Origin of the sequence: Pseudomonas sp. DD1 (assembly GCF_044510355.1) — a bacterium.
GTDB classification, from domain to species: Bacteria; Pseudomonadota; Gammaproteobacteria; order Pseudomonadales; family Pseudomonadaceae; genus Aquipseudomonas; species Aquipseudomonas shahriarae.
Window position 1 is genome coordinate 490,993 of sequence record NZ_MSAJ01000022.1, and the last position, 26,561, is coordinate 517,553.

A 26,561-nucleotide genomic window follows, 5' to 3' on the forward strand; every position below is an offset into this window, starting at 1 on the left:
TACGCGTCAGTGCTTGCCAGACTCAACGGACAAGTGTCGACGACGCATGAGGTGATAGGCCGCCGGGATCACAAACAGCGATAGCAAGGGCGCCGTAACCATACCTCCAATCATCGGGGCGGCAATGCGGCTCATCACCTCGCTGCCGGTACCGCTTCCCAAAAGTATTGGTAACAAACCAGCGATAACCACCGCAACGGTCATGGCCTTGGGTCGAACGCGCTGCACAGCGCCTTCACGAATCGCGGCCATCAACCCGCGTTCTGTGTTGTCACCGAGGTCTTGACGCTCGGCCCAGGCATTTTTCAGGTAGAGCAGCATGATCACGCCAAATTCGGCAGAAACACCGGCCAAGGCGATGAAGCCGACCCCGGTGGCGACCGACAGGTTGAACCCCAACAGATAGAGGAACCATGCCCCGCCAGTCAGGGCGAATGGCAGAGTGGCCATGATCAGCAGGGCCTCATCGAAGCGGGCAAAAGTCAGGTAGAGCAGCACGAAGATGATCAACAGCGTGGCAGGCACCACCAATTTTAGTCGTGCGTTGGCCCTTTCGAGAAACTCGAACTGCCCTGAGTAACTCAGGCTCATGCCGGGCTGCAACTTGACCTGTTCACTGACGACCCGACGCAGGTCGGCGACTACCGAGGCAATGTCCCGGCCACGCACGTCGATGTATACCCAACCGGAGGGCCGTGCATTCTCGCTCTTGAGCATCGGTGGGCCGTCGCTGACCTTGACCTTCGCCACAGTGCCGAGGGTGATCTGGCTCCCTAGCGGGGTGTAGATCGGCAACTGCTCCAGGGCGCCGAGCGAGTCACGCCACTCCCGAGGGTAACGCACGTTGATCGGGAAACGTGCGAGCCCTTCAATGGTCTCCCCGACGTTCTCACCGCCGATAGCACCGGCCACGATGGATTGCACATCGGCGATATTCAGTCCGTAGCGGGCGGCGGCTTTGCGGTCGATATCCACATCGATATAGCGACCACCGGTCAGTCGCTCGGCCAGAGCCGAACTGACACCGGGTACGCCCTTAGCCACTCGCTCGACCGCCTGAGTCGCGGCATCGATCTCCGTCAGGTTGGTGCCGGCAACTTTCACCCCAATAGGACTCTTGATCCCCGTAGCCAGCATGTCGATTCGGTTGCGAATCGGTGGTATCCAGATATTGGTCAGCCCAGGAACTCGCACCACTCGATCCAGCTCTTCCACTAGCTTTTCTTGGGTCATGCCTGGGCGCCACTGTTCGTGTGGTTTGAATTGGATGGTGGTCTCGAACATTTCCAAAGGTGCGGGGTCAGTCGCGGTTTCAGCGCGGCCGGCTTTTCCGAAAACGTGTTCGACCTCTGGAACTGTCTTTATCAGACGGTCAGTCTGTTGAAGCAGTTGCGCGGCCTTCTGCGCCGATAATCCAGGCAGAGCTGATGGCATATAGAGCAGGTCGCCTTCGTCCAGCGGGGGAAGAAACTCACCACCCAGACGAGAGATCGGCCACAACGCGCTGACAAAGACTAGCAACGCAACCAGCAGCGTTACTTTAGGTCGACGTAATACGGCGTCCAGAGCGGGCTCGTAGATCCGGATCAACCAGCGATTTAGCGGATTCTGTTGCTCATTGGGAATTCGTCCACGAATCCAATACCCCATCAACACCGGTACGAGAGTTACCGACAGTCCAGCCGCTGCGGCCATAGCGTAGGTTTTGGTAAACGCTAATGGACCGAATAGACGTCCTTCCTGGGCCTCCAGCGTGAACACCGGAATGAACGACAGGGTGATGATCAGCAGACAGAAGAACAATGCAGGTCCTACCTCGGCAGCCGCTTCAGTCATCACGTGCCAATGACGTTCACCTTTCAGTTCCTCCTCAGGATTGGCCACGTGCCAAGCCTCGACCTTCTTGTGGGCATTTTCAATCATCACCACGGCAGCGTCGACCATAGCGCCGATGGCGATGGCAATCCCGCCAAGGGACATGATGTTGGCGTTGATACCCTGATAGCGCATCACGATGAAGGCGATCAGCACCCCAACCGGCAGGGAAATGATTGCCACCAGAGATGAACGCAGGTGCCAGAGAAAGATTCCGCAAACCAACGCGACGACGATGAACTCTTCAATCAGCTTGTGGCTGAGGTTTTCCACGGCACGATCAATCAACTTGCTGCGGTCGTAGGTGGTGACGATTTCAACCCCCGCCGGCAGACTGCTTTTCAGCTCGTCGAGTTTGGTCTTGACCGCCGCAATGGTTTCACGAGCATTCTTCCCGCTGCGCAGAATCACCACGCCGCCGACGGTCTCACCTTCACCGTCGAGTTCGGTAATGCCTCGACGCATCTCAGGCCCTAACTGAATCGTGGCAACATCGCCCAACGTGACCGGCACACTGCCCGTGCCCAGTTTGAGCGGGATAGCGCGAAAGTCATTGAGCGTCTTTAGGTAGCCGGAAGCTCGTACGATGAACTCTGTCTCCGCCATTTCCAGCACGACTCCACCGGTTTCCTGATTGGCTTTGCCGATCGCCTCGGTCACCTCAGACTGCGTGATACCCAAGTTCGCCAACTTTAGCGGATCGAGCTGGACCTGATACTGTTTGACCATGCCACCTACGGTGGCAACTTCCGCAACGTTCGGCAGCGTCTTGAGCTCGAATTTGAGAAACCAGTCCTGTAGGGCTCGCAGTTGCGCCAGATCGTGCCCACCGCTGCGATCAACCAACGCATACTGGAAAATCCAGCCAACGCCAGTGGCATCAGGTCCTAAGGCTGGCTTAGCACTGGCTGGTAGGCGGCTTTGTATCTGGCTCAGGTATTCCAACACCCGCGAGCGGGCCCAGTACAAGTCAGTTCCGTCTTCGAACAGCACATAAACGAAACTGTCGCCAAAGAAGGAGTAACCGCGCACAGTCTTGGCCCCAGGTACTGAGAGCATGGTGGTTGCCAGTGGATAGGTCACCTGGTTTTCGACGATCTGTGGGGCTTGGCCTGGGTAAGGTGTACGGATAATTACCTGAACATCCGACAGGTCTGGCAATGCATCGATGGGCGTACTTTGAACCGCCCAGATCCCCCATGCCGTGACGAACAGCGTCGCCAGCAACACAAGAAAGCGGTTGGCCACCGACCAGCGAATAAGGGCCGCAATCATGGCTGGCCCCCAGAGCGTTCCAGACGTTCAACACGCAGACCATCATCCGTCTGGCTAACAGCGATCCGAACCTTGTCGCCCGTTTTTAGGCCTTTCATCAGAGCTGGAGTGGCGAGAGGGAAAGTCATCGTCATGCCTGGCATACCCAATGTCTTGAAGGGACCGTGGGCGAGCGTGACTTCTTTGTCGTTGATCTCAACGATCTGACCATCGGCCTCATGCAAAGCGCCAACGGGCATAGTAGATGGCGAAACGTCCAATGAGCTTGCGACAACGCCCTTGAGACTGGCCTCCGAGTCGAGCAGGAACTGGCCAGAGGTCACCACTTTCTGCCCCTCTTCCAAGCCTTTCAATATCGCCGTCTTGCCATCGTTATCCTGGCCTAGCTGCACCTCCACCGGGCGATATCGACCAGCGTCTTCAGAGAGCATGACCAACGCACGTCGACCGGTACGAATGACGGCCTCGCTCGGCACCCACAAAACACTTTGCTCCGTTGAACGATTGAGGCTTACCTGTGCGGTCAAACCTGGTCTGAGTCGCCCATCTGGATTGGGTAACTCAACTCGAACGCGAAGTGTGCGACTGTCCGAACTGGTTTCCGGAAGAATCGCACTGACGACGCCCTTGAGCACAACTCCAGGGAATGCGGATAAACGCGCTTCAGCTGCTTGCCCTACTACGATTGACCCAGCTTCCGCCTCTGGTACAGCCACGGCCAGCCAGACACTGCTCAAACCATTAACACGAGCCAACGTCTCGCCTGCGGCCACCGTCATACCTTCACGCACACTCAGCTCTTGAAGCACACCACCAATAGGGCTAGTCAGCGTCAGGTTCGATTGAACTTTGCCAGTGCGCTCAACTTGAGCAATTAACGTAGGTGGCATTCCGGTTAGCCGCAATCGCTGCCGGGCCGCTGTCAGCAAGCCAGCATCGCCACTACGCTTGAGGGCGAGAAATTCCTCCTGAGCAGCTGCCCACTCCGGCACCAAGATATCTGCCAAGGCGGCATTCGCTTTCAGCACATCACCAGGTGCGTGGGCATACACACGCTCGACAAAACCCGCCGTGCGGGCCTGAATGACTGCAACGTCCCGTTCGTTGAAGGCCAGCACACCTACCACGTTCAGTGTCGAGGCAAATACGCCTCGACTGACACTAGCCAGTCGCACACCAAGGTTCTGAGTCAGGCTTGGATCAATTCGAATGGCAGCGCTGTCCCCCTTGGTATCTGCGTATTGAGGGATCATCTGCATGTCCATGAAGGGTGACTTACCCGGTTTATCGAATTTCTGTTGTGGGTACATGGGATCGTACCAATACAGAACTTTTCGATCGGCAGAGGCTTTGGGTTCATGATCCGGTACGACACCAGCTACTCCGCTCATTCGCGGTTGGGCTAACCAGTAACCACCGGCAACACCCAAGGCAATCGAGATGCCGACAACTAAAGTCCCTTTCCATACTTTGAAATTCATTGAGCGGGCTCCCCGTAAGAGAAATACAGGCGAGCGCTGGTGAGAGCACGTTGCTCTTCAACGTCAATCTGCTTGAGACGGGCTTCGATGAGTTCGCGTCGGGCGGCCACAACCGAATTCAAATCACCTTTGCCGGAACGGTAGCTAGCCATGGTGAGTTCAACCTTTTCTTTAGCCAGCGGCAACAAGCTTTCCTGATTACGGGTGACTGCACGATTGAGTCGCTCGTAGTCGGCCAACTCATCCTCCAGTTGCTGGGTATGCTCGCGCGACAGAGCTTCCCGCTCAGCTTCAAGTTGGTTGAGTTCGGCGTGCTTTGCCGCAATTTTGGGGTTTTGCCGAGAGTCAGGAAACAGCGGGAGATCCCATGAAAACTGGACGCTAACCATGTCACCGAATTGTTTGCCTCGATGCTGATAGTCGAATTCCCAGCTCCAGTCAGATTGCTTTTCCGCCTCCGCTTCACGGATCTTGGCTTGTGCTTCACGGGTCATCGGCACATACGCCGCCAATTCAGGGTGATGTTGCAGCTTATGGGAGTATCCAGAGGTCTCAATGGGCCAATCAGGCAAGCTGCCCGCCGGTTTGTCATTGGCAGCAGGGCCAATCCAGCGTTTGAGGGCCGCCCGGGCCTGTGCACGTTGGCGAACTAAATCATCCTGCTGCTCCGCCAGTTGGGCAGCTTCCTGTTTAGGTGTCACCGCATCGGCGGGTTGGGCGCGGCCACCCGCAATCTGAGATCTGACGGTATCGGTCAGAAGACGGTTTTCTTTGTAGAAGTCCTGGAACATCGCATCTTTACGCTCAACCGAGTAGCTACTGATCCAGGCCAATGCCGTGGACTGTCGGACGTTCAGACGCGCCACTCGACGCTCAGCGGACGCTCGATCAACAGCCGCATCCGCGACCTCGATACGTGCTTTGCGCTTATCGCTGTTGGGCATCTCCTGTCTGACCCCGACCACTTGCATGGTCATGAAGTCCTGGTCGATGCTCCATCTGTCGGCACCACCAATGGGGTAGTTCTGCACGCCCAGCAGTAGCTTGGGATCGGGTAGTTCGCCGGCGGGAATGGCCACACTGGTGGCTGCTTGAATTTTGGCGTCTTGTGCGGTCAACGACGGTGCATTGTTTTCGGCCAGCCGCAGCGCTTCATCGAGTGTCAATGCACCAGCAAGGCTCGGCAATGCCAGTACGCTTGCCGCCAGGCCGGCCACGAGGGACCAACCTGTGCAAAAGCAGTTGGAGTTCATGTTCACGATTCCTGTGATGATCCACCGCGCGCTTCATAAGACATGCGCGCAGATATGCCATCCCGCTAACGCGGAATGAGGCTCAGTGTGGTACAGGAATCAAGTACGGGGCGGTCGCCATAACCCAGAAAGGGTTTGTACGAGTGGGAAATGGCTGGAGAAGGGCGGAACGATTGGACTGGACAAGGTAATAGGAGGCTTGATGATCGAGACTTGCAGCATGCCGCCCGTTTTGCATTCCTGGCCCGACTTACAAGGTTTGCCATGCTCAGTGGTACTTTTCATGTCGTGGCAGCAGTCTTGACCCATACCATCCATCATCGCTATACCCATGGTTTTCATCGGGCATGGTTCAGTCGATGCCTGAACACCCGCCATCCCGCTAAGGGGAAGCGCCAAGCTAATTAGGAAAATCAGGCAAAACCGCACATAGTGTTTCATGGGCTAAAGTGTAGACGGTGCAAATGGCCCTTACAATTCACCCTTAAGACTCCTGTATTGGCTGTTACCAACGTCTATGCTGCGCTCATTTCCATGACAGGGCTTAAAGTACCTAACCATGCGACAAGACAGATAATGATGACCGCCATTGAAAACTCAAGTTTCATGCTACGGCGCAAGGCATTCACCGCGACAGCGTATTCGCCATTGCGAACTGATCGCTCCAATAAGGGGCTTAGATGAAAACGGTTAAGCGTGGCTAATACGATCATCCCTGCAAATAGCAGGATTTTCAAAAATAGTAACTGGCCATAAGTGCTGAGCATCACCTCATCGAGGCTCGGTCCTACGATAAATAGATAATTCACCACGCCCGTTATACTGATGATCACTACAATCACCGCGCCGGCCGATTCAAACCCTGTCAGTACCCGAGCAAGAACTCGTACTTCCTGATCACCTTTCAGCGATTTTAAACGCAGCAGCAGTGCAAATGCTGCCAACGCACCCAACCAACCGCCTGCGGCCAAGAGATGGAAGATGTCGCTAGTAAAATGCCAGTAACGACGGCTCCCTTCGTCCATCGCACCATGCCCTGTCCATGCCAGCGTCGCTAGCGCAATGGCGCCACATGCAGTGACAATCCAAAGACTGAGTGTCGGAAAGCGCTTACTCAGAGCTACGCCGACAACAGCCGTCAGCAACGCCACTATCCGGACCATCCAGGTCAAACCGACGTCAGTTCCCATGAGAACCATTTGAAAAATATGGTGATGTAGCTCCATGAAGCCCGACACACCACTCATAGCTTTCGCAAGCAACAACATGGCTGCTAGAGACAGAGCTACACCTAAAACAGATGTACTGTAAAGAAGCGACTCAAAATTTAAAACCGCTCCCGATACTCTCTCTTTTCCCCTCAGGCTATAAAGACCAAATATTGCCAGTCCAAATAACAGCATCAGATCAAAATATAGAGCAAAGCGAACAGCTATATTTATTGAGTCGCTCATGAATCATTTCACTTTGAAAGAAAAATTGCCGGTGATGGGATGAGTGTCAGATGAGACGGCACGCCACTCAACTTTATAAGTACCTGTGGTCAATGGCGATGCAGGCGTAATAACCATCGTCTTAGGATCTCCACCGCCTGCAACAGCTGCTTTAACGCCCATTGGGGAGTTAGGCATGCCAGGCATATCGGTCATGATCAGCTTAGCACCGGAAAACTGAGTCGTTAGATTCTCAGAAAATTGCAGTTCAATTTTCGCAGGAGCAGCAACATCCGACCCTTCTGCTGGAGTAGAAGAAAGCAGCTTTGGATGTGCCTGAGCAACTGCACTCAGAAGCAAACCCGCAGTCAGAGCAACAGCTACGGTGGTAGTTTTAAGGAATGACATGCAAGACTCCTCACAGCAAAAGCTGTTGGTTCTAGGTTTTTAGGGAATATCTAGTTTTTTACTTTTTGACGCTCGTTAAAACCACTGGCGAATACCTAGCAGATTCCGTGTTCTAAGGCCGGCTGGACAGGGAGAAATCACAAGATTTCCAACGTCACAGTGCGAGTACACGATGCCACATGAACGCAAACTGTTCGATTACATTTCAGTCAGCTTTGGGCGGGTTTTTGGCACTGATCTGCCCGGATACGGCGCCAAATACGCGACTCTCTTTGGAACGCTCCAAGAGTTTTCTTTCATCCAAAAACGATCCTATTGAGCTAACCACATGTTGCCTGCATACATATGAACAAGGTGTCTTAGACCTTTCTTGCATCAGCACATGGGAGTTCAATATGAAAGGCTGTTTTTCCGTTTAACGACGTACACCATATTTTTCCGTCATGCGCTTCAATGATTGATCGAGTAATCGATAAACCTAGCCCTGCATTACTTGGACTTCCTTCTCTGCGAGCTGGGTCCACGCGATAAAATCGATCAAACAGCTTTTCAAGATGCTCGGACGCGATGGGCTCTCCCGGGTTCTCCACAGAGACTGATATTGAAGTTCCTTTCTGCCGGATATCGACAGTAATACACTTTCCTTCGGGGGTGTACCGGAGCGCATTTGAGAGCAAATTAGAGATGGCCCTGTCGAGCATGAGTACGTCACCTCGGACGCTGCCCCTGCCTGTGACCTTGAGGTCGATCCCTCGCTCATCAGCCAGCAAACGGTAGTACTCGAGTAATTTCTCTACTACTGCTACCAGGTCTATCGGTTTGTTTTCATGTGTAATTAGACCGTTATCTGATTTCGCTAGAAAAAGCATGTCATCAATCATACGTCCCATACGTTTCAAGTCATCAAGATTTGAGTACAGATTGTCCTCGTAGTCCTCAATATTTCTTTTTCTAGATAAAACCACTTCAGTGTGAGTCATCAAATTGCTAACGGGTGTCCGTAATTCGTGAGCAATGTCCGCAGAGAAGTTCGATAAACGAACAAACGCATCGTCCAGTCTAGATAACATTGCGTTGAACGAGAGCACCATCTGCTGGAGCTCTTGGGGAACGGGACCTAATGGAATACGCTCTTTGAGCGATTTAGCTGACATTGAAGCTGCTACCTGAGTGACTAGGCGAATAGGTCGTAGTCCACTACGCGCTACCATCCAGCCCAGTGCAGCACTGACCAGCGCGCTTATCACCAGTCCTATCCAAAACCATCGTTCAAGCGTCTCGAAGAAGGCCATATGTTGAGTAACATCAAAGATCAACATCACTGTCAATGGCTTGTCCTGCCCCGTCACAATGGCTTGCGCCGTCACGCCTCGAAATATCTGCTCCTGGTCTCGCCACTCCCAGACATTGCTGTTTGTGACCGTTCGGTAGTCTTCAGGAACTACGATCGGACCTGGGTCAGCAAACAGGAGCTTACCGTCACCATCGATGATAAGAGCTGTCAAATCACGATGAGCACCAAGCAGTGCCTCCAGCTCAGGCTTAACATCACTGAACTGATCAATGCTGTTCAACCCAGTCAAAATTCTTTGCGTCGAGTGAAGCTTTTCGTTCAGCGCCTGCTGATCCAGCATCTTGAAATGATGCCGGCTGAGGTTGTTAAAACTGAGTCCAGCGACGGTGAGCACAGCCGTTACAGCTAGCATGAACATCAGGCTCATGCGCGTAGTCAGGGACATTCGCTTCATTCCGACCCCGTCCCCGAATCCGGCGCATCCAGCATGTACCCCATGCCTCGAGAGGTGTGGATAAGCTTGACCTCAAAATCATCATCAATCTTTGCTCTGAGCCTCCTGACAGCAACCTCGATGACGTTAGTATCGCTGTCAAAGTTCATGTCCCAGACCTGGGAAGCAATAAGCGACTTGGGCAGAACCTCACCTCGACGACGGAGCAGCAATTCGAGCAACGCAAACTCTTTGGCCGTTAGATCTATACGTTTGCCTGCGCGGATAACCCTGCGCTTGAGGAGGTCCACCTCCAGATCAGCCAATTTCATATGGGTTTGGGAGGGTGCAGTGGTGCCTCTACGCAGCAGCGTTCTGACGCGAGCCAGCAGTTCAGAAAATGCGAAGGGTTTGATCAGGTAATCGTCTGCGCCCAGCTCAAGTCCTTTTACTCGATCCTCAACGCGGTCTCGCGCCGTGAGGAAAAGCACAGGTACATTTTTTCCGGATGCTCTCACTTTCTGAAGTACTTCCCAGCCATCCAGCCCAGGCATCATCACATCGAGAATCAGCAGGTCATACGCCTCGCTCAATGCGTGCTGAAGCGCGTCTTGGCCATTGGTGAAGCGATCAACATTGAACCCCGCCTCAGTGAGTCCTTGCTGCAAATAAATACCTATTTTGGGTTCGTCTTCCGCAACCAGAAGTCTCATGAGGATGGCTCTCGAATAATTGTGAGGCTGAGTCTGCAATGAAATACCTCTGCCAACCAGCAACTGACAGAAAAGTAATATTGGCTTCAGGTAGATATCAGCAAGTGCTGTCTAGGGTTCGAGCATGAGTACTTCTTGGTGCTCGACCGACTCTTCAGCATGAAACCTAGAGGAGCCAGAAAACAAATCAAAAGAAGCTGCTTCATGAACCGTTTAAAAGTCCTATTCTTTGTTAGTTCGATGCTCATCTCTGCGTCTGCGTTGGCTGAAGGTGGTGCAGATCGGATTCTGGAGCGCATGGAAAGTCTGCGCGACAAAGCCGAAGCGACCTTGGTACAAGCTGAAAAAGCTCCTGAAGGGCAACGCCATGTTCACATGGCCGAGCATATGAAAATACTGGGCGAGATCATGGACCAGCTTCATCTAGATCATCCAAAAGCATCAATGTCACCTCAGGAACATCTCGCCTGGATGGAAAAACACGACGCCATGGTTGATGACGTTTTGAACCAAATGCAGCGCGAGCACAAACTGATGCTTTCTGAGAACCATCAGTAACCGAATAACTCCCACGGGGCTCTTTGAACCGCCCCGCTAGACACGGCGTCATCTGGGCGCCGTGTTTTCTCAGGAAAACTGACAGAAATGTAGTATTCAAGTCAGTTAACGGGCAGCTCTATCCCTTTAGCATAGCTAGTGTTTTCCACTTGCTCTCGAGGTCACCATGAAAACTAAGCTCATTACCCCAGTTATTGCGGCAATCACCCTACTCCTCGGCGCTACGGCGATGGCCAGCGTAGGTCATGGGAAAGAGGATATCGGTCAGCCTGGCGTCGCCTCTGCGGTTACCCGTACGGTAGAGGTGGAGATGGGTGATATTTTCTTCATGCCTAAAAACATCGACGTGAAACCTGGTGAGACTATTCGTTTTGTCCTTCGCAATAAGGGCGCACTGCTGCACGAATTCAATATCGGCCAAGCCGCTGCTCACGCGGCGCACCAAAAAGAAATGGCGAGCATGTTCCAGAATGGAACGCTTACACCCACCGGAACTGGAAAAATGTCGGGCAACATGGGCCATAGCATGGGAGGCATGAAGATGGTTGGAATGGAACACAACGACCCGAATAGCGTGCTGATCGAGCCAGGGGCAACCAAGGAGTTGATCTGGACCTTCAACAACACAACTGGACTCCAATTTGCCTGCAACGTGCCAGGTCATTACCAGTCGGGGATGGTCGGTCAATTTGACTTGAAGTAAGCCTGAACCGACCGCAAAAACCGCGTCGACGCAAGAGTTCGCTATGCTCTGAGGCAGAGATCAGAGCAACACGCTCACACACTGGGTCTAGATCATGGATAACCATCAGCATCCGGCTGGAAGCACCTCCCCACCATTTTGGAGGCGCAAAACAGGCGTTGTACTGATCATGCTCGTTGCGATCGGTGCCTTTTACGGGGTGCGGGAACATTTCACCCACGTTTATCCGTATTTGCCCTATCTCATCCTGTTGATCTGTCCATTGATGCATTTTTTTGGGCATGGACATGGCGGACATGCCCATGGCGATCAGGCAGGAACCAACGAGGAAGAGAAATAGCTATGCCCACTACACCGAGCCACCACGATCACGGTCCCGCCCCCGCTGCCTCGCCCCATGACGGTGATCTACGTGACCCGGTGTGCGGTATGGCGGTTACACCTCCAAGTAAATTTGGCGAGTCTTACCAAGGACAGACGTATCAATTTTGTAGCCAGAAATGCCAAGAGAAATTTCGGGCAGATCCAGAACGCTACATTGGTAATCATCCCAGCGCTGAACCCAGCAGCGCCGCTATAGAGCCCGCGCTACAGGTAGCCACTGAGTTTACCTGTCCTATGCACCCGGAAATAAGACAGCCAGGGCCCGGCAATTGCCCTAAATGTGGCATGACATTAGAGCCGGTCATGCCCGCGCTTGATGACGATGACAAAACCGAGCTCCTGGATTTCACCCGCCGCTTTTGGTGGTCGCTGCCTTTAACCGTAATGGTGGCCCTTCTAGCCATGGCGGGTCACTCATTACAACTCTTCCATGGTTCGGTTCAAAACTGGATCGAGTTCGCTCTTGCCACTCCGGTCACCTTATGGGCAGGTTGGCCCTTTTTTGTAAGAGGCATAGCATCTGTTAGAAATCGCAGTCCAAACATGTGGACTCTGATTGGTTTAGGTACTGCCGCAGCCTATCTTTACAGCGTCGCGGCAACCCTATTTCCCCAAAGTTTTCCCACCACCTTCATGCAAGATGGACGCATCGGCGTCTACTTCGAAGCCGCTGCGGTCATCATCTCGCTCACCTTGCTTGGGCAAATTCTTGAGCTCAAAGCACGGTCACAAACCTCCGCCGCCATTAAGTCCCTTCTAGGCCTGTCTCCCAAAACTGCACGCAAGATCAACGCTGATGGTCAGGAGGAAGACATTCCTCTTACCCATGTTCACTTGGGAGACCATTTGCGGGTCAGACCTGGTGAAAAAGTGCCAGTTGATGGCTCTGTACTCGAGGGAGAAAGTGCGGTGGATGAATCCATGCTCACTGGTGAACCTGTGCCGGTCATGAAAAGTGCAGGGGATAGTCTGATCGGTGCCACGCTTAATACTCATGGAAGCTTGGTGATGGAGGCGCGAAAGGTCGGCGCTGACACTATGCTGTCGCAGATAGTACAAATGGTCGCACTAGCCCAACGCTCCAAAGCGCCCATGCAACGAATGGCCGACTCAATCGCAGGCTACTTTGTGATAGCGGTTATCGCGATTGCGTTGCTGACCCTCTTAGGCTGGGGACTGTTCGGCCCTGAACCCAGCTGGGTCTTCGGCCTGATCAACGCTGTCGCCGTACTTATCATCGCTTGCCCCTGTGCACTGGGTCTGGCAACGCCCATGTCGATCATGGTTTCGACGGGTAAAGCCGCCAGTATGGGTGTGCTGTTCAGGGATGCCAGTGCCATCGAAAATCTCTGCAAGATCGACACACTGATTGTCGATAAAACGGGGACCCTGACAGAGGGACGGCCGGTATTTCACAGTGTGGAGGCCACACCAGATTTCAACCCACACGATGTGCTTCAACTGGCCGCTAGCCTTGATCAAGGCAGCGAACATCCTTTGGCTCATGCCATCGTCGATCACGCCCGAACTGAAAATGTTGCGCTCACCAAGCCTGAATCGTTTGAGTCCGGATCAGGGATTGGAGTCAGTGGCCTCGTTGGTGGCAAGAAAGTACAGCTGGGCAACACTGCACTTATGGAAGCTGCCGGCGTGAGCACTAAGGTCTTACAAGACCGTGCAGAGTTGTTGCGCCTTGAAGGCATCAGCATCATCTATCTAGCAGTTGACGGGGTCTTGGCGGGGTTACTGGCGGTCTCAGACCCGATAAAACCAACCTCTAAAGAAGCAGTCACCAAGCTTAAGGCTGATAACGTAAAAATCATCATGGCCACCGGAGACGGGATCACCACCGCACGTGCTGTCGCCAGGGAGATGGGTATTGAAGAGGTTCATGGTGAAGTGAAACCTCAGGACAAGGAGCGTCTGGTAGCCGACCTCCAGCAATACGGTCGAAAGGTTGCCATGGCCGGCGACGGTATCAACGACGCACCGGCCTTGGCGCGAGCTGATGTGGGCATTGCCATGGGGACAGGGACTGACGTCGCGATGAATAGCGCGCAGCTCACGCTGGTAAAAGGCGACCTGATGGGGATTTTACGGGCACGGGCACTTTCGGTTGCAACGGTAAAAAACATGCGGCAAAACTTAGGTTTCGCCTTCCTTTACAACTCAATGGGTATTCCCCTCGCCGCAGGCCTGCTCTATCCACTGACGGGACACCTTCTGTCGCCAATGATCGCTGCGTTAGCCATGAGCGTCAGTTCTGCATCTGTAGTTTTCAATGCTTTGAGATTGAGGAATACCCGAATAGATTGAGAGTAACCGATGCTCGCAGCCCGCAATATATAACTCTTGACCTTACCGTGGTGTCAACGTTGATGCTGTTGTTGCGGTGAAAAGAGACCGCCCAGCACAAGAGGAATAACCATGTTCGTCTTAAACGTATCAGGCATTGGTTGCGGTAGCTGCGTCAGCAAAATCACCAAAGCGATCCAGTCACTGGACAGCGAGGCTACGGTTTCCGTAGATCGCGCTGCCGGTAAAGTGAGCGTCGAAAGTAGCGAAAACCCAGAGCAGGTCCGTAAAACTGTCGAAGCACTCGGGTTCCCTTCCCAAATCAGCGCCTGAGGCGCTGATTCCCTCGCTGGGTAAAGTTTATTATTCACCTCGCAGAGCTTTAAGTAGCCCCTTAAATGCTCCATTTAATCTAGTAAAGGCGTTTTCGAAATGAATTTCATTTTCCGTATACTTTGCGACCTCGACCTGTTGATCCACAGTATTTTGATCAATGGAAGGTTGGTTCGGCGTACTGTAAAGCAAAGCACCGCTGTGAATATCACTTGCTAATTCGTTTACGGCAATATGTTTCGGGTTTGTTGTTTTTAAAGAGAACGGAGTAGCCAAACCTCCCTCTGTTTGGCTAGCCAGTACAGCAGAAAAGTCCAAGTCTCTGGCCTTAAAGTTAGGAGTGTCGGCATTAGCGATATTATTGCTAAGTACCTCAGCTCGTTGGCTGCGAAAAAGTAATGCTCTTTCTGCGGAGCCAAGCGCTTTTTCAAAATTAATACTCACCGGTGGCCACCTTTAGTTACGCTGCCATTTAATTCCCACCTATCGAACACTCAAGTGCTTAACGTAGTGCGTCCGAGCCGATGTATGATTTCAGCGAAACCTCAAAAACGCCACGCCATCGTGCAGTGACCGGAAACTTACAACACCGCACAGGTAAATTTTAGATGGTGGATGGCGGTTATGTGTCGTTGGATAGCTTAGACCTTACGGACTAATCACCCTGTATCTCAAGAGAAATATCGCAACCTGACACAACTGTAATATTGGCCTAAGCTTCCTGACAGGGGATGAGTCTTATAGTCCTATTGAGCCTCAAGCTCACCCCCCAAGAGTCAACGATTGATGTGGATTCAGGGGTTACCAATAATCATCCGAGGCCCCCCAAATGAACCCTATCAAAACCTTGTTCTTCATCGCGGCTCTGACCGTCTCTTCTTTGGCTATGGCTGAAGGCGGTGGTGACCGGACTTTCGCACGCATGGAAGTGGCCAGGAATAATTCGATGGAATCGTACCGAGTAGCTCAAACGCAAAATGCCCAACCTCCCGTCGCTGAAAGCAAAGCCAAGGCGATGGATCACAAAAATTGCTAAATAGCTGGGCCCTCCAAGCTGACAGAAATGTAATCACTGCGGTGGTTTAAATGTGGCAATTTCTGAGCTCGCTTGCCGTAAGAGTTTGTCTTTTGTGACGGTGGGCAAAGCTGATCCGGGCAACTCATGATCGGTTGTTTCGCACGGCTTCCCTTTTGACTGATTGGAAATAAACGGCATGCATTCCAAAACCTCTAGACGGACATTCGTAAAAGGCTTGGCCGCTGGTGGCATTCTCGGCGGCTTTGGCCTTTGGCGCACTCCTGTATGGGCGGTGACAAGTCCAGGTCTGCCGAGCGTACTCACTGGCAATGAATTTGATCTGTTTATTGGTGAAACCCCTGTAAACATTACCGGCTCGCCGCGAACAGCCATGACCATCAATGGATCATTGCCAGGGCCTTTGCTGCGTTGGCGCGAAGGAGAGACAGTCACCCTGCGTGTAAAAAACCGCTTGGACCAAGACACCTCAATCCATTGGCACGGGATCATTCTGCCGGCCAATATGGACGGTGTACCTGGCTTGAGTTTCCATGGCATCGCACCCGACGGCATGTACGAGTACAAGTTCAAGGTTCATCAGAATGGTACGTACTGGTACCACAGCCACTCGGGCTTACAGGAGCAGGCAGGGGTTTACGGGCCAATCGTTATCGACTCGAAAGAGCCTGAACCTTTTCAATACAACCGCGACTACGTGGTGATGTTGACTGACTGGACCGATGAAGATCCTAGTCGCGTCATGGCCAAGCTTAAGAAACAGTCGGGCTACTACAACCACCATAAACGCACCGTTGGTGATTTCATCGACGATGTCAGTAAGCAAGGTTGGTCAGCAACAGTAGCTGACAGGAAGATGTGGGCTGAAATGAACATGAGCCCAACCGACCTTGGAGACGTCAGCGCAGATACTTACACCTATCTCATGAATGGCCAGGCGCCCAACGGTAACTGGACCGGTATTTTCAAGCCGGGTGAGAAGCTACGACTACGCTTTATCAACGGCTCGGCGATGAGCTATTTCGACGTCCGCATTCCTGGTTTGAAAATGACCGTTGTGGCCGCCGACGGCCAACACGTCAATCCAGTGAGCGTTGACGAATTCCGCATCGCCGTAGCTGAAACGTATGACGTGATCGTAGAGCCTGCCAGTGAAGAGGCTTACACCATCTTCGCCCAGTCTATGGATCGTACAGGTTACGCTAGCGGAACACTTGCAGTGCGTGAAGGCCTAAAGGCACCGATACCTGCAATTGACCCACGTCCTATAGTAACTATGGATGACATGGGGATGGGCGGTATGGCTGGTATGGACCATGGCAGCTCGGCTGGAATGGGCGGTGGCGACATGGCCGGCATGGATCACAGCAAGATGGCAGGGATGAACCAAGGTGACATGACCGGGATGACCGGGATGACCGGCATGGACAGCGGTGACATGACTAACATGGCTGGTATGGATCACAGCAAGATGGCTGGCATGGGCAAAGGCGACATGTCCAACATGGCTGGCATGGACCACAGCAAGATGGCAGGAATGGGCAGTGGTGATATGTCAGGGATGGCTGGCATGAGCGGTATGGGTGGAGAAATGCAGACTCACCCAGCCTCTGAAACCAACAATCCCTTGGTTGACATGCAAGCCATGAGTCCAACGCCAAAGCTGAACGATCCGGGCATAGGCTTGCGGAACAATGGTCGTCGAGTGCTCACTTACTCCGACTTGAAAAGCACTTTCCAAGACCCTGACGGCCGCGAGCCAAATCGTACCATCGAGCTTCATTTGACCGGTCACATGGAGAAGTTCTCGTGGTCGTTCAACGGCATCAAATTCTCTGACGCCGAACCGCTGCGCCTGAAGTATGGCGAGCGTCTGCGCATCACCTTGGTGAACGACACCATGATGACCCACCCCATCCACCTTCACGGCATGTGGAGTGACCTCGAGGATGAGAACGGCAAGTTCATGGTGCGCAAGCATACGATCGATATGCCACCAGGTACCAAACGCAGCTATCGAGTCACCGCTGATGCCTTAGGCCGTTGGGCATATCACTGTCACCTGCTTTTCCATATGGAAATGGGCATGTTCCGTGAAGTACGGGTAGATGAGTAAAGGAGACGATCTGTGAGCACATACCTAAATCGTAATTCCCTCGTGGGTTGCCTCTTTGCTGCTGTCCTGCTGAGTGGACTCTCGTCCACGGTGCTGGCAGAGGAAAATGGCAGCGACCATTCAACCACTGTTCCTGCTACAGCAACGGACAAGCCAGCAACGGCAAACGATCCGAAGCTAGATCACGGGTCAATGGACCATAGCCAGATGAGCCATGAGTCGATGGATCATGACCAAAAAACCAAAAAGGCAGATTGAGATCATGACCAGTAAGTTTTTACGCCCAACGCTGATGGCACTTGCAGTCTCTACCGGTCCAGCATTCTTTTTCATGGCTCAAGCCGCTGAAGAGATGGATCCGTCGATGGCGATGCCATCAAGTGCGGACGCAAAGTCTTCAACTGCACAAAAATCCAAACCAGCCAAAGCGAAAGATGCCGCGATGGATCACTCCAAGATGGACCACGGCTCAATGGGAGCCATGGACCATAGCAAGATGGGGGCTATGGATCACAGCAAGATGAGCATGGATAACGGGCAAATGGACGGTATGGAAAGCATGGATGGAGGGGCGACTACCACAAGCCGAACCCCGATCCCCGTACTTACCGACGCTGACCGGGCCGCCGCTTTTCCAGACTTACCAGGCCATGGTGTGCACGATAAAAAAATTAACTCGTTCATCCTCCTGGATAAATTTGAGTACCAAGACGCTGACAACGGTAGTGCGCTGGCTTGGGATGCAAAAGGGTGGATCGGCGGTGACGTCGATCGCCTATGGTTGCGTTCGGAAGGCGAACGTACCAATGGCGTAACCGAGAACGCTGAACTTCAGGCTCTGTGGGGACACGCCATCGGTCCTTGGTGGGATGTCGTCACCGGCATTCGACAAGACTTCAAACCTGGGTCACCTCAAACATGGGGAGCGCTCGGTATTCAGGGCATGGCCCTCTATAACTTTGAAGCTGAAGCGACTGCTTATATTGGTGAGAACGGTCAAACCGCAGCTCGGTTTGAAGGCGATTACGACATCCTGTTGACCAATCGCCTGATCTTGCAGCCGACCGCCGAAGTAAACTTGTACGGGAAAAATGATCCTCAGCGCGGCATAGGATCTGGATTGGCCAACACCGAACTAGGCCTGCGGTTGCGCTACGAAATTACTCGTCAATTCGCACCCTACATTGGTGTTAGCTGGAATCGCTCATATGGTAAGACGGCTGACCTGGCCAGCGATGAAGGGGAAAAGACAAACGAGGCCCGGTTTGTAGCTGGTATTCGGATGTGGTTCTGAGCGATTTGAGCACTAGCCCTACGAATTCAAATGATCGGGGAGTTGGCTCCCCGACTCTAAAGTAGATCCTTCAATGTAACCTTTGCAGCGGCATGAACGCTTGAGTGGGGTTCTATTGCTTCGTAGAACATCTCGCCGTCTCCAAGGGAAAAGGAAATATTCATGACAGGTAGCTTCCGACTTTCAAGTCGATTTCTGCGTATTGCAACATTCGCTGCGCTGTTCATCGGCTCAACGGCTCAAGCGGCGCAGGCCCTGACCATCGATGTGCATCGAGATGCAAACTGTGGATGCTGCAAAAAATGGATTCAGCATCTTGAGGCCAATGGCTTCACCGTCATTGATCATGTAGAAACCAACATGAGTGCTGTCAAACAAGATCTAGGTGTCGCTCCACGACTCTCGTCTTGTCACACTGCGATGATCAACGGGAAGTTTGTTGAAGGCCACGTGCCAGCTGAGCAAATAATTGCGATGAGTAAGCGTGACGACCTTCTCGGGATCGCTGCTCCTGGAATGCCAGCAGGTTCTCCAGGAATGGAAGTCGACGGAGTACATGAGACCTACCAGATAATCGGCCTGACCAAAGCCGGCGTAGATCAGGTCATTGCTGAATACCCCGCAAACTAATCCCACCTCATCCATTCCGCCACAGCATGGTCCCCGCTCATGGCCATGCAGCGGGACATGCTATGTCGATTTCATTCTCAAACAATTCGCAAAGGACGATCAGCAACAAGCTGTAGAGGCGCGCCTGCGCCGAATCGGATAACCCCGTACCGCTGTCCTCAATAACAATTTGAGATGAGGCCATGATCCGTATGCTGACAAGCACTGCGCATCTGACCGCGATAGTGCTAAGTTCGGGTGGCGTTGCCACTCAGCTTTCCTTCCCGAATCTGGACATCTGTCTCGGCTGAAAGAGTAGAGAAGTTAAATTACAGTGGTTTGAGAGTTCTTTTTTTGCAGGCTTTTCAGACGCAGGGTCGCGCGTTGTACAGCGGCCATTTTTTCTGGACGCTTCATTCGTTTCCATTTTCTGATGTCTTCCTTGGTGCGACCGCAGCTGACGCACAGTTCGCTGTTCAACTGGCAAACAGAAATACACGGATTCTCGATGTCCTTGGCCATTGGTCAATTCCTCGGCGAACTTATGCGGACTACGGGTTCATTGCTAAGCCTGAACGGCGACCTGATCGGGTGAATCAGCGCCTGGCTTCGTGCGGTACTCAACTGTCAGATGAGTGATCTCATGAACTGTCGCAAGCCGTTCTCGTATGTTTTCTGCATTCACTGCTGGGCTGCCTAGAACACTCACAATAGCGGCTCGGGCTTGCGGCCCCACCTGCCAGACATGAAGATCAATGATCGAAGCATCTCCCTGTCGCTCAACCAGTTCACGAATCTCTTCAGCGACATGATCATCTGTCTGGTCTAGCAATACACCCGCAGTCACCCGCATCAACGACCAAGCCCAGCGTGCGATGACAACTGCACCCACAATCCCCATTGCAGGGTCGAGCCATACCCAACCAAGGTATCGACCAGCAAGCAGTGCTGCGATGGCCAGAACCGAAGTCAGTGCATCTGCAATGACGTGAATATAAGCAGAGCGCAGATTATTGTCATGACCATGCGCATGGTGAGATTCATCTTGGCCGTGGTCATGCCCATGGTGATGATTATGACCGCCAGACAGCAAAAGCGCGCTCACCACATTCACTGCTAATCCGACAATTGCGATGAGAGTCGCTGTCCCGAATTGCACTTGAGTCGGTTGAAAAAGACGAAATAGCGACTCTCCGGCAATTCCCAAAGAGACCAGTCCCAAAATCAGAGCAGATGCGAAGCCGCCCAAGTCTCCAACCTTGCCTGTTCCAAAACTGTAGCGAGCACTTGAAGCATGTCTTTTTGCGTAACCGTAAGCAGCTGCGGCTATGCCAAGTGCTCCAGCGTGTGTTGCCATATGAAATCCATCGGCAAGCAACGCCATTGAGCCAGTGAGATAACCAGCGGTGATTTCAGCAACCATCATTGCGACGGTCAGAGCCACTACCCACAAGGTTCGCTTGGCGTTTTCTTCATGTGATTTCCCCAGGAACATATGGTCGTGGGAATAGTCGGTGTACGAATTACTCATCTGGGCAAATCCTATTTGGAATAGCGGCGAATGGCTTCGAGAAGCTCATCGACGCCTTTCGCTCTTTCTTCGTTGCTGAGTGTCGGGTTCGCGACGTGTTCACGAGCGTGGTCTTCGATGATTTCATCCATAAGCCCATTGATCGCGCCACGAGTCGAAGCGACTAAAAGCAAGGTTTTCGAGCAGTCATCATCAGAGTCGACTGCTCGCTCAATCGCCTGGATTTGCCCAGCGATCCGCTTTACGCGCTTAAGAAGATTGTCTTTGCTCGATCTCATATGCCCCATACCATACCCCCCCTACCTATAGTTGAAGTATAATCACACGTTCCACCTAGCCATACAACCCAGGGCGGAAATACACCTGCTCGTGCAGAACCTGTCTACGCAATCGATTGTGCGGGAGCTCATGAGGGGCAGCATCAGCACTGGAATGACGGCCGGGATATACCGATAGTTATGTCAATATCCATAAAAAAAGGCGCCACTAGGGCGCCTAAGCCGTCTCCAAAACCAAAGGAGAAAAAAGAGACGGGGTGTATCTGGCAATCGGACGCTTGATGCCTACGGCTAGCGTCCGTTAAAGCATTTGCAGTGGATACTCGACAATCAGTCGGACCTCGTCCAAATCAGATTCGAAATCCGTGGCTCGTGTCGTTGCCTGGCGAACACGTAAAGACATGTCCTTCAGAGAACCTGACTGGATGACGTACTTAGCCTCGATGTCTCGCTCCCAACGCTTTTGATTCTGCAATGGGGCGCCATCCGCTCCACGACGCATGTACACGCTGTTCGCGTTGGAATAATCCGCATCCCAACCCTTAGCGTAGCGGGTCATGAAGCTGAGACCGGGGATGCCGAAGGCCTGCATATCTAGATCGTAGCGCAGCTGCAAGGATTGCTCTTTCGGTGAGTTGAAATCGCTGTACTGAATAGAGTTATCCAAGAAAATTGAGTCGGATTGGCGAAGGTAGTCAAAGTCGTCGTTACCATTATTGCGCTGGTACCCAACGGTCACGGCGTGCGCTCCGAATTTGACCCCGGTCTTGCCGCTCCAGATGTTGTTATCGAAGCTTCCCAGAAGTTTTTTACCCTCATCAACCGCTCGGTAGTAATTAAAGCCACCGATTAGCGATACGCTGTCTGAGAGCGGATAGCTCAATGTGGTGCCTGCGTAATACTGGTTCCACACATCCTTGAATTGGCTGGTGTAAAGACTCACACCTACGTGCTCATTGACTGTGTAATCGCCCCCTAGATAAGCGATCCACGGAGCATCTACCGCACCGGCGTAGAAAGTCGAAAAGCCGTCACGCATGCCACTGGAATTGGGTTGGCTCATCGCATGCAGCCGACCACCCTGAAGGGTCAGGTCTTTGATGCTGGTATTGGTAAACGTTGCACCACGAAAACTCTCAGGGAGGAGTCGGGAATCCCCAAAGGCCACGACAGGCGTCGATGGAAATACGTCCCCTACCTTGACGACTGTATCCAGGAAACGCACTTTTGCGGCCCCTCCTACTTTTGAGTAGGAGTCTTCAGGTTGGCCTTTGCTATTGTGCGGCAAGACATCGACTGAGCTACGAGCTCCCGAGCGACCATCACCTGAATCGAGCTTGAGGCCTTCCATTGCAAACGCATCAATGCCGAAGCCTACGGTACCTTGAGTAAAGCCTGATTCGAATCGGCCAATGATGCCATGAGCCCATTCGGCTGAGTAACCATTGCCCGTGGGGCTTGACTGGCCCTTTCGATAATCACGATTGAGATAGAAATTCCGATTGAGAATACTAAAGGTGCTCCCCTCAATGAATCCTTCAGGTCTTTGCTCAACAGCCACTGCAACTTGCCCCATGCTCATGCTAAGGGCAATGAGAGAAAGACCATAAATGTTTTTATTGTTCATTTAACACTCCAGGCTTTAGCTTGGCAGAGTTTCTTTATGAAATTTTTTATAATTATAAAAAGCCACCAGCACGTAAGGATTTATCCTACGTGCCGGCAGACATAATTCCATACAATAGATAACTCCAGCGTGACCTGAAAATTACGTCTATGTCAGCGAACAGTAAGCAGCCTCAAAACATACCGAACAACCTGGCGCAGTTAGGGCCAACGCTAACTAGCTTCCGTGAGGGCAGTTAGTACCCATAACCTTGTATTCCAGGGTGTTGAGCTTGCCCGCCGAATCTTCATAGGTCATGCGCGAAGGGGCTACGCCACAGGTTTTATTGGCTTGAGTGGTACTGATTACCTTTTGGACATCGAGGTTCATTCCATATTCATAATGAACAACTTCAGGTGTCGTCTTTCCGTTTTCTAAGGCGTACTGCTCCATCGCCTTCTGGTTCTCTTGCATCATTCGACCATAAACGCGGTCACCACCTCCTTCAGCCATGGCCAAAGAAGACATGGTCAAGATGGAAACGGCAAAAAAAACTTTTAGTGATTTCATGATTTTCTCCTAGTGTTCACTTACTTCTGACTAGAGGATAACCAGTGATGCCTTTCAGAAAGCTGCCGCGAATATTACATATGCGTAAGGTGTTCCACAGCACACGTGAGCTCGACTATTAGAAATTTAACTTATTGGCAGAGTAGGTTGAATACGTCAGATAAGCATTAGAGACCAACTCGAGTTCCTCATGAAGTACCCAAGCTTTTTATTAAAAATACATCTCCTCTATATCATGGACAGCTGCTTGGACTGCTCCAGATGGATGAGTCGTTTGAGCACAGTAAGATGAGACGAAGAACGTGTTAAAAAAGCCTCATGGGCTGAGAATATTAGGGGCTACGTTGAGCACCGAAAACACCATCGCTAGGATGGTCTTTAACAGCCATACGAAATCGTCCCAGTATTTTATCGCGGCTAGCACCAAAGCCCCGACGATTGGAAGCAGGGACAACCCCTTCAGCAACCGAAAGGTCCTGGTGAGAGTTCGGCCTTGCTTGTCGACTTGGTCGATGGTGATCCTGAGCAGACCCTGAAGTTTCGGAGGATAGGTTTTTATCTTGTCCTTAAAATCATCGAAGATGACATTGAAGCTGTGCAGCAGGCGCTCCGTTTGCAGCATTTGATTGTGAAGGATCGCAAGCAGAACCACAGAAACCACTGCCAGCCCAAGGACAAGGATAAAACCTTCGAATCGTGAGGTTGTTTTCTCCAGCACGACCAAACCCGCTAGCGATATCGGCAGGGCGAGCATCTTGCCAGCGATGTCGCCCAGCACCCCGCTAAGCTTGGTGCCATAGTCGATTTCAGCTTGGGCCACCTCGCGCCGGGCGCGCTCAAACGAGAAGCTATATACGTAGGTTTGCAGATTCGCGCGGTATGTGGCGAGGACCTCCCGCCACTCCCGCACGATCACCAAGAACAGATTCGGCTCGCTCTCAAACTTCTCGATGACGCTAGCCACCGCCATCCGAATCATTAACTTTCGTTCGGAGAGGTGTGCCTTATTTTCGTTTTTTCGATTGAGTATCTCTTCCAACAAGCTCAGGTGGTTGAGCTCATAGTCAAGAACCTTGACGTCAACCTGAGTAGGCAACAAAAAAGTTCTCGGCGGCTTAGCCCCATCAGGAGGCAAGGCAAAGAACAGATTAAAACCATCTTGGCTGCTGTCTTTGTCGACACCGATCGCTAGCAGTGCAAGCAGCTCGATCAGCCGGCAGACGCGCCTGAGCGCCTTAATCGTCGGAGGTTCGATGTCATCACTATCTGCCCAACAGAGCTCAACAATGTATACGTTGCTCGGGAATTGGCCCTTACCCAGTGAGCCATTGCGAGCGACAAACTCGTCTAAGTTAGTGTAGAACCGGCCCGACTCGTTCGATGGCAAGCGAAACTCAATATCGAGAGAATCTGCTTCTTCAGAGCAATGCTCGAACTTGCCATAGGCTGCGGGCAGGCCATCACACTTTCGTAACGCACCGATAATGTCGGGCGTTGGCCTCCCCTCATAGCGGATGACCCCGTCCTCAATGAGGGGCGCTCCGAAGGCGCGGTAGAGAGCTACCACATTGGAAAACATTTTTTAACCGACCCTCGCCAGCAATTCTTTCTCGATCACACCAACCAGTTCGGCAGTCAGATTGGACAGGGTCAACTTTTTCCGTCCCTCATCATAATAAACGTCTGCGGCCGGATCCTTACCTAACGCTCCACGCTCGAATTGCAACGACCAGTTAGCCGCGTCCCCCTTGATACGGGTCTTCTCTTTCAGCGATTTCGCATTGACCGTAAAGTCGTCTGGCACCTTATGTTTCTCGCTATTCAAATAGTCTTTCAGCCCAACAATTTCATCCACTAAGCCAGCGGGTACGTGTGCGACAGCGACGTGGCAGATAGCGTCCAAGCGCGCAGACTTGCCTGCGGCCAACTGCTCCTCCAGATACTTGATCACCGCCTCTTTGGCCTTGTAACCAAAGCCTTTTAACGTTTTGTTGTCGCGAAAAAACCGTGCAACGTTATCAATGGCATTTTTGGTAGCGCGTCCGGAAGCTACTCCTTTCGCGCATCCCAGTGCAGTGATGAAATAATCGGATGCCTGACTATCACGGCCCCGGCTGATGAAGCACAGGTAAGTTGAATCCACTTCATCCTCCGCGTCATCCTCATTCTGCTCAGGCGCAGCAGCGGCCGCAGCAGCCATAGCCTTTATGGCCACGAAGCTCGCTAAATTGATCCTGGCGGCCTGCTGAACCTTGTTGAGATCGACCTCTTGAATTTCCTTGGGCACATAGTTTTCGTCCAGCTGTATACCGCCGCGTTCCTTCATGCTGGCGACCAAGAAAAAGTCGGTTGCACCTGCGGTGTACTGAGCGCAAAGGATGTGTCCACCGGTCGATAAGACTTGATTACCGGCTTGCTCCACCAGCTGGTCCATTGCCAAGTGGGTCAAGTCGATAAATCGCGCTTCATCATCTTGTACTTCTACGAACGCGGTGAAGCGCTCTGGAAACGGTCCCTGACGGTCATCATTGGCAAACTGGCCGTAGACCACGCTGTTGCCTTCTTTGCCGATGAGGCCGTGGATACCATTGACCAGAAAATGCAACGCGGGATTTTCAGTATCGAGCGCAACATCCTTCTTGACCACCTCGGAGATAAAGCTGGTCTTGGCCAGCTTCTTGAAGCTGTGAATAATGGCGGTTTTCAGCGTAATCATAGGTCGAATTCCGTTCCGATAGTATCAATATGGAATCACTGAAAATAGCACCTTACCCAGCAAACTTCAGGGCTTATCTCGATATCAGATATCACCGAAGGGCTCCAACACCTAGTGATCAGTAAGGCCGCACGAACCCAATAACTGTATATACATACAGCATCATAATCTATGCCGTTCATCAGCACGAGGGTCTGAGCGTCGAAGCGCGGACAGCATCATCTGGGCTTGTCACAGACCATAGTCTCTAACATAGACTCAGTCTGAAAAAGTTTTTCCAACCTTATCCGTCAGTGCTAGTTCACAACTGAAGAGCGGGACCACCCCCGCTGGATCGATCAGATCCTTCGTTTGAAACAACTCTTCG

General features: G+C 52.3%; 26 protein-coding genes. 10 read left to right on the forward strand and 16 right to left on the reverse strand.

Annotated elements, in window-relative coordinates:
• Positions 1-6 precede the first annotated feature (6 nt).
• The 8 genes from PSFL_RS15590 to PSFL_RS15625 all read right to left on the reverse strand — a co-directional run bounded on the left by PSFL_RS15590 (position 7) and on the right by PSFL_RS15625 (position 10,165).
• Positions 7-3,150, reverse strand: coding sequence for an efflux RND transporter permease subunit (locus PSFL_RS15590; RefSeq protein ID WP_397470228.1), 3,144 nt, complete (start codon positions 3,148-3,150; stop codon positions 7-9).
• Positions 3,147-4,631 carry an efflux RND transporter periplasmic adaptor subunit gene (locus PSFL_RS15595; RefSeq protein ID WP_397470229.1) on the reverse strand — a complete coding sequence of 495 codons (1,485 nt, stop codon included), beginning with the start codon at positions 4,629-4,631 and terminating at the stop codon, positions 3,147-3,149. The genes PSFL_RS15590 and PSFL_RS15595 overlap by 4 nt, the downstream gene beginning before the upstream one ends.
• A complete protein-coding gene (locus PSFL_RS15600; RefSeq protein WP_397470230.1) occupies positions 4,628-5,884 on the reverse strand; it encodes a TolC family protein in 1,257 nt (418 codons plus the stop codon). Before PSFL_RS15600 ends, PSFL_RS15595 begins: the two co-directional genes overlap by 4 nt.
• 99 nt (positions 5,885-5,983) lie before the next feature.
• Positions 5,984-6,325, reverse strand: coding sequence for a hypothetical protein (locus PSFL_RS15605; RefSeq protein WP_397470231.1), 342 nt, complete (start codon positions 6,323-6,325; stop codon positions 5,984-5,986).
• Positions 6,326-6,399: 74 nt separating this feature from the next.
• Entirely contained in the window at positions 6,400-7,338 is a 939-nt protein-coding gene (copD, locus tag PSFL_RS15610) for a copper homeostasis membrane protein CopD (protein WP_397470232.1), read from the reverse strand.
• 3 nt (positions 7,339-7,341) lie between these two features.
• Entirely contained in the window at positions 7,342-7,725 is a 384-nt protein-coding gene (gene copC, locus PSFL_RS15615) for a copper homeostasis periplasmic binding protein CopC (protein ID WP_017341635.1), read from the reverse strand.
• 359 nt (positions 7,726-8,084) lie between these two features.
• A complete protein-coding gene (gene copS, locus PSFL_RS15620; RefSeq protein ID WP_397470233.1) occupies positions 8,085-9,473 on the reverse strand; it encodes a copper resistance membrane spanning protein CopS in 1,389 nt (462 codons plus the stop codon).
• Positions 9,470-10,165, reverse strand: coding sequence for a heavy metal response regulator transcription factor (locus PSFL_RS15625; protein ID WP_103299503.1), 696 nt, complete (start codon positions 10,163-10,165; stop codon positions 9,470-9,472). The genes copS and PSFL_RS15625 overlap by 4 nt, the downstream gene beginning before the upstream one ends.
• 204 nt (positions 10,166-10,369) lie before the next feature.
• Between PSFL_RS15625 and PSFL_RS15630 the strand changes: the two genes are divergently transcribed.
• The 5 genes from PSFL_RS15630 to PSFL_RS15650 all read left to right on the forward strand — a co-directional run bounded on the left by PSFL_RS15630 (position 10,370) and on the right by PSFL_RS15650 (position 14,438).
• Entirely contained in the window at positions 10,370-10,723 is a 354-nt protein-coding gene (locus tag PSFL_RS15630) for a co-regulatory protein PtrA N-terminal domain-containing protein (protein WP_397470234.1), read from the forward strand.
• Between the two features lie 166 nt (positions 10,724-10,889).
• Complete coding sequence (locus PSFL_RS15635; protein ID WP_054896109.1) at positions 10,890-11,426, forward strand: plastocyanin/azurin family copper-binding protein; 537 nt, start codon at positions 10,890-10,892, stop codon at positions 11,424-11,426.
• Between the two features lie 94 nt (positions 11,427-11,520).
• Positions 11,521-11,766 (forward strand): DUF2933 domain-containing protein, encoded by a 246-nt coding sequence (locus tag PSFL_RS15640; protein WP_085057430.1) that lies wholly within the window; start codon positions 11,521-11,523, stop codon positions 11,764-11,766.
• Positions 11,767-11,768: 2 nt separating this feature from the next.
• On the forward strand, positions 11,769-14,126 hold the full coding sequence (locus tag PSFL_RS15645) for a heavy metal translocating P-type ATPase (protein ID WP_397470235.1): 2,358 nt from the start codon (positions 11,769-11,771) through the stop codon (positions 14,124-14,126).
• Between the two features lie 111 nt (positions 14,127-14,237).
• A complete protein-coding gene (locus PSFL_RS15650) occupies positions 14,238-14,438 on the forward strand; it encodes a heavy-metal-associated domain-containing protein (RefSeq protein WP_034116564.1) in 201 nt (66 codons plus the stop codon).
• 30 nt (positions 14,439-14,468) lie between these two features.
• On the opposite strand, the gene flgB is transcribed toward PSFL_RS15650, so the two are convergent.
• A complete protein-coding gene (flgB, locus tag PSFL_RS15655) occupies positions 14,469-14,882 on the reverse strand; it encodes a flagellar basal body rod protein FlgB (RefSeq protein WP_397470236.1) in 414 nt (137 codons plus the stop codon).
• A gap of 385 nt (positions 14,883-15,267) precedes the next feature.
• On the opposite strand from flgB, the gene PSFL_RS15660 reads away from it, so the two are divergent.
• The 5 genes from PSFL_RS15660 to PSFL_RS15680 all read left to right on the forward strand — a co-directional run bounded on the left by PSFL_RS15660 (position 15,268) and on the right by PSFL_RS15680 (position 19,514).
• Positions 15,268-15,474 carry a co-regulatory protein PtrA N-terminal domain-containing protein gene (locus PSFL_RS15660; RefSeq protein WP_397470237.1) on the forward strand — a complete coding sequence of 69 codons (207 nt, stop codon included), beginning with the start codon at positions 15,268-15,270 and terminating at the stop codon, positions 15,472-15,474.
• A 178-nt stretch (positions 15,475-15,652) separates the two neighbouring features.
• Positions 15,653-17,590 carry a copper resistance system multicopper oxidase gene (locus PSFL_RS15665; RefSeq protein WP_397470238.1) on the forward strand — a complete coding sequence of 646 codons (1,938 nt, stop codon included), beginning with the start codon at positions 15,653-15,655 and terminating at the stop codon, positions 17,588-17,590.
• A gap of 12 nt (positions 17,591-17,602) precedes the next feature.
• Positions 17,603-17,848, forward strand: coding sequence for a hypothetical protein (locus PSFL_RS15670; protein WP_140915309.1), 246 nt, complete (start codon positions 17,603-17,605; stop codon positions 17,846-17,848).
• Positions 17,820-18,884 (forward strand): copper resistance protein B, encoded by a 1,065-nt coding sequence (locus PSFL_RS15675; protein WP_397470239.1) that lies wholly within the window; start codon positions 17,820-17,822, stop codon positions 18,882-18,884. The genes PSFL_RS15670 and PSFL_RS15675 overlap by 29 nt, the downstream gene beginning before the upstream one ends.
• Positions 18,885-19,046: 162 nt before the next feature.
• Entirely contained in the window at positions 19,047-19,514 is a 468-nt protein-coding gene (locus PSFL_RS15680) for a DUF411 domain-containing protein (RefSeq protein ID WP_397470240.1), read from the forward strand.
• Between the two features lie 303 nt (positions 19,515-19,817).
• Here the strand turns inward: PSFL_RS15680 and PSFL_RS15685 are convergent, their stop codons facing one another.
• The 7 genes from PSFL_RS15685 to PSFL_RS15715 form a co-directional block, all read right to left on the reverse strand.
• A complete protein-coding gene (locus tag PSFL_RS15685) occupies positions 19,818-20,015 on the reverse strand; it encodes a DUF1289 domain-containing protein (RefSeq protein ID WP_397470241.1) in 198 nt (65 codons plus the stop codon).
• A gap of 43 nt (positions 20,016-20,058) precedes the next feature.
• Positions 20,059-21,024, reverse strand: a complete 966-nt coding sequence (gene dmeF / locus PSFL_RS15690; RefSeq protein ID WP_397470242.1) for a CDF family Co(II)/Ni(II) efflux transporter DmeF — start codon at positions 21,022-21,024, stop codon at positions 20,059-20,061.
• Between the two features lie 11 nt (positions 21,025-21,035).
• Complete coding sequence (locus PSFL_RS15695; RefSeq protein ID WP_397470243.1) at positions 21,036-21,311, reverse strand: metal/formaldehyde-sensitive transcriptional repressor; 276 nt, start codon at positions 21,309-21,311, stop codon at positions 21,036-21,038.
• 292 nt (positions 21,312-21,603) lie between these two features.
• A complete protein-coding gene (locus tag PSFL_RS15700) occupies positions 21,604-22,929 on the reverse strand; it encodes an OprD family porin (RefSeq protein ID WP_397470244.1) in 1,326 nt (441 codons plus the stop codon).
• Between the two features lie 216 nt (positions 22,930-23,145).
• On the reverse strand, positions 23,146-23,478 hold the full coding sequence (locus PSFL_RS15705) for a DUF2790 domain-containing protein (RefSeq protein WP_397470245.1): 333 nt from the start codon (positions 23,476-23,478) through the stop codon (positions 23,146-23,148).
• Positions 23,479-23,794: 316 nt separating this feature from the next.
• Positions 23,795-25,057, reverse strand: a complete 1,263-nt coding sequence (locus tag PSFL_RS15710; protein WP_397470246.1) for a hypothetical protein — start codon at positions 25,055-25,057, stop codon at positions 23,795-23,797.
• A gap of 3 nt (positions 25,058-25,060) precedes the next feature.
• Entirely contained in the window at positions 25,061-26,194 is a 1,134-nt protein-coding gene (locus PSFL_RS15715; protein WP_397470247.1) for a nucleoid-associated protein, read from the reverse strand.
• Between the last annotated feature and the right edge of the window lie 367 nt (positions 26,195-26,561).

What these genes read in the sequence shown, in the direction of transcription:
- PSFL_RS15590 (WP_397470228.1), bottom strand. Translation starts at nt 3,150, where the DNA reads ATGATTGCGGCCCTTATTCGCTGGTCGGTGGCCAACCGCTTTCTTGTG.
- PSFL_RS15595 (WP_397470229.1), bottom strand. Translation starts at nt 4,631, where the DNA reads ATGAATTTCAAAGTATGGAAAGGGACTTTAGTTGTCGGCATCTCGATT.
- PSFL_RS15600 (WP_397470230.1), bottom strand. Translation starts at nt 5,884, where the DNA reads ATGAACTCCAACTGCTTTTGCACAGGTTGGTCCCTCGTGGCCGGCCTG.
- PSFL_RS15605 (WP_397470231.1), bottom strand. Translation starts at nt 6,325, where the DNA reads ATGAAACACTATGTGCGGTTTTGCCTGATTTTCCTAATTAGCTTGGCG.
- copD (WP_397470232.1), bottom strand. Translation starts at nt 7,338, where the DNA reads ATGAGCGACTCAATAAATATAGCTGTTCGCTTTGCTCTATATTTTGAT.
- copC (WP_017341635.1), bottom strand. Translation starts at nt 7,725, where the DNA reads ATGTCATTCCTTAAAACTACCACCGTAGCTGTTGCTCTGACTGCGGGT.
- copS (WP_397470233.1), bottom strand. Translation starts at nt 9,473, where the DNA reads ATGAAGCGAATGTCCCTGACTACGCGCATGAGCCTGATGTTCATGCTA.
- PSFL_RS15625 (WP_103299503.1), bottom strand. Translation starts at nt 10,165, where the DNA reads ATGAGACTTCTGGTTGCGGAAGACGAACCCAAAATAGGTATTTATTTG.
- PSFL_RS15630 (WP_397470234.1), top strand. Translation starts at nt 10,370, where the DNA reads ATGAACCGTTTAAAAGTCCTATTCTTTGTTAGTTCGATGCTCATCTCT.
- PSFL_RS15635 (WP_054896109.1), top strand. Translation starts at nt 10,890, where the DNA reads ATGAAAACTAAGCTCATTACCCCAGTTATTGCGGCAATCACCCTACTC.
- PSFL_RS15640 (WP_085057430.1), top strand. Translation starts at nt 11,521, where the DNA reads ATGGATAACCATCAGCATCCGGCTGGAAGCACCTCCCCACCATTTTGG.
- PSFL_RS15645 (WP_397470235.1), top strand. Translation starts at nt 11,769, where the DNA reads ATGCCCACTACACCGAGCCACCACGATCACGGTCCCGCCCCCGCTGCC.
- PSFL_RS15650 (WP_034116564.1), top strand. Translation starts at nt 14,238, where the DNA reads ATGTTCGTCTTAAACGTATCAGGCATTGGTTGCGGTAGCTGCGTCAGC.
- PSFL_RS15660 (WP_397470237.1), top strand. Translation starts at nt 15,268, where the DNA reads ATGAACCCTATCAAAACCTTGTTCTTCATCGCGGCTCTGACCGTCTCT.
- PSFL_RS15665 (WP_397470238.1), top strand. Translation starts at nt 15,653, where the DNA reads ATGCATTCCAAAACCTCTAGACGGACATTCGTAAAAGGCTTGGCCGCT.
- PSFL_RS15675 (WP_397470239.1), top strand. Translation starts at nt 17,820, where the DNA reads ATGACCAAAAAACCAAAAAGGCAGATTGAGATCATGACCAGTAAGTTT.
- PSFL_RS15680 (WP_397470240.1), top strand. Translation starts at nt 19,047, where the DNA reads ATGACAGGTAGCTTCCGACTTTCAAGTCGATTTCTGCGTATTGCAACA.
- PSFL_RS15685 (WP_397470241.1), bottom strand. Translation starts at nt 20,015, where the DNA reads ATGGCCAAGGACATCGAGAATCCGTGTATTTCTGTTTGCCAGTTGAAC.
- dmeF (WP_397470242.1), bottom strand. Translation starts at nt 21,024, where the DNA reads ATGAGTAATTCGTACACCGACTATTCCCACGACCATATGTTCCTGGGG.
- PSFL_RS15695 (WP_397470243.1), bottom strand. Translation starts at nt 21,311, where the DNA reads ATGGGGCATATGAGATCGAGCAAAGACAATCTTCTTAAGCGCGTAAAG.
- PSFL_RS15700 (WP_397470244.1), bottom strand. Translation starts at nt 22,929, where the DNA reads ATGAACAATAAAAACATTTATGGTCTTTCTCTCATTGCCCTTAGCATG.
- PSFL_RS15705 (WP_397470245.1), bottom strand. Translation starts at nt 23,478, where the DNA reads ATGAAATCACTAAAAGTTTTTTTTGCCGTTTCCATCTTGACCATGTCT.
- PSFL_RS15710 (WP_397470246.1), bottom strand. Translation starts at nt 25,057, where the DNA reads ATGTTTTCCAATGTGGTAGCTCTCTACCGCGCCTTCGGAGCGCCCCTC.
- PSFL_RS15715 (WP_397470247.1), bottom strand. Translation starts at nt 26,194, where the DNA reads ATGATTACGCTGAAAACCGCCATTATTCACAGCTTCAAGAAGCTGGCC.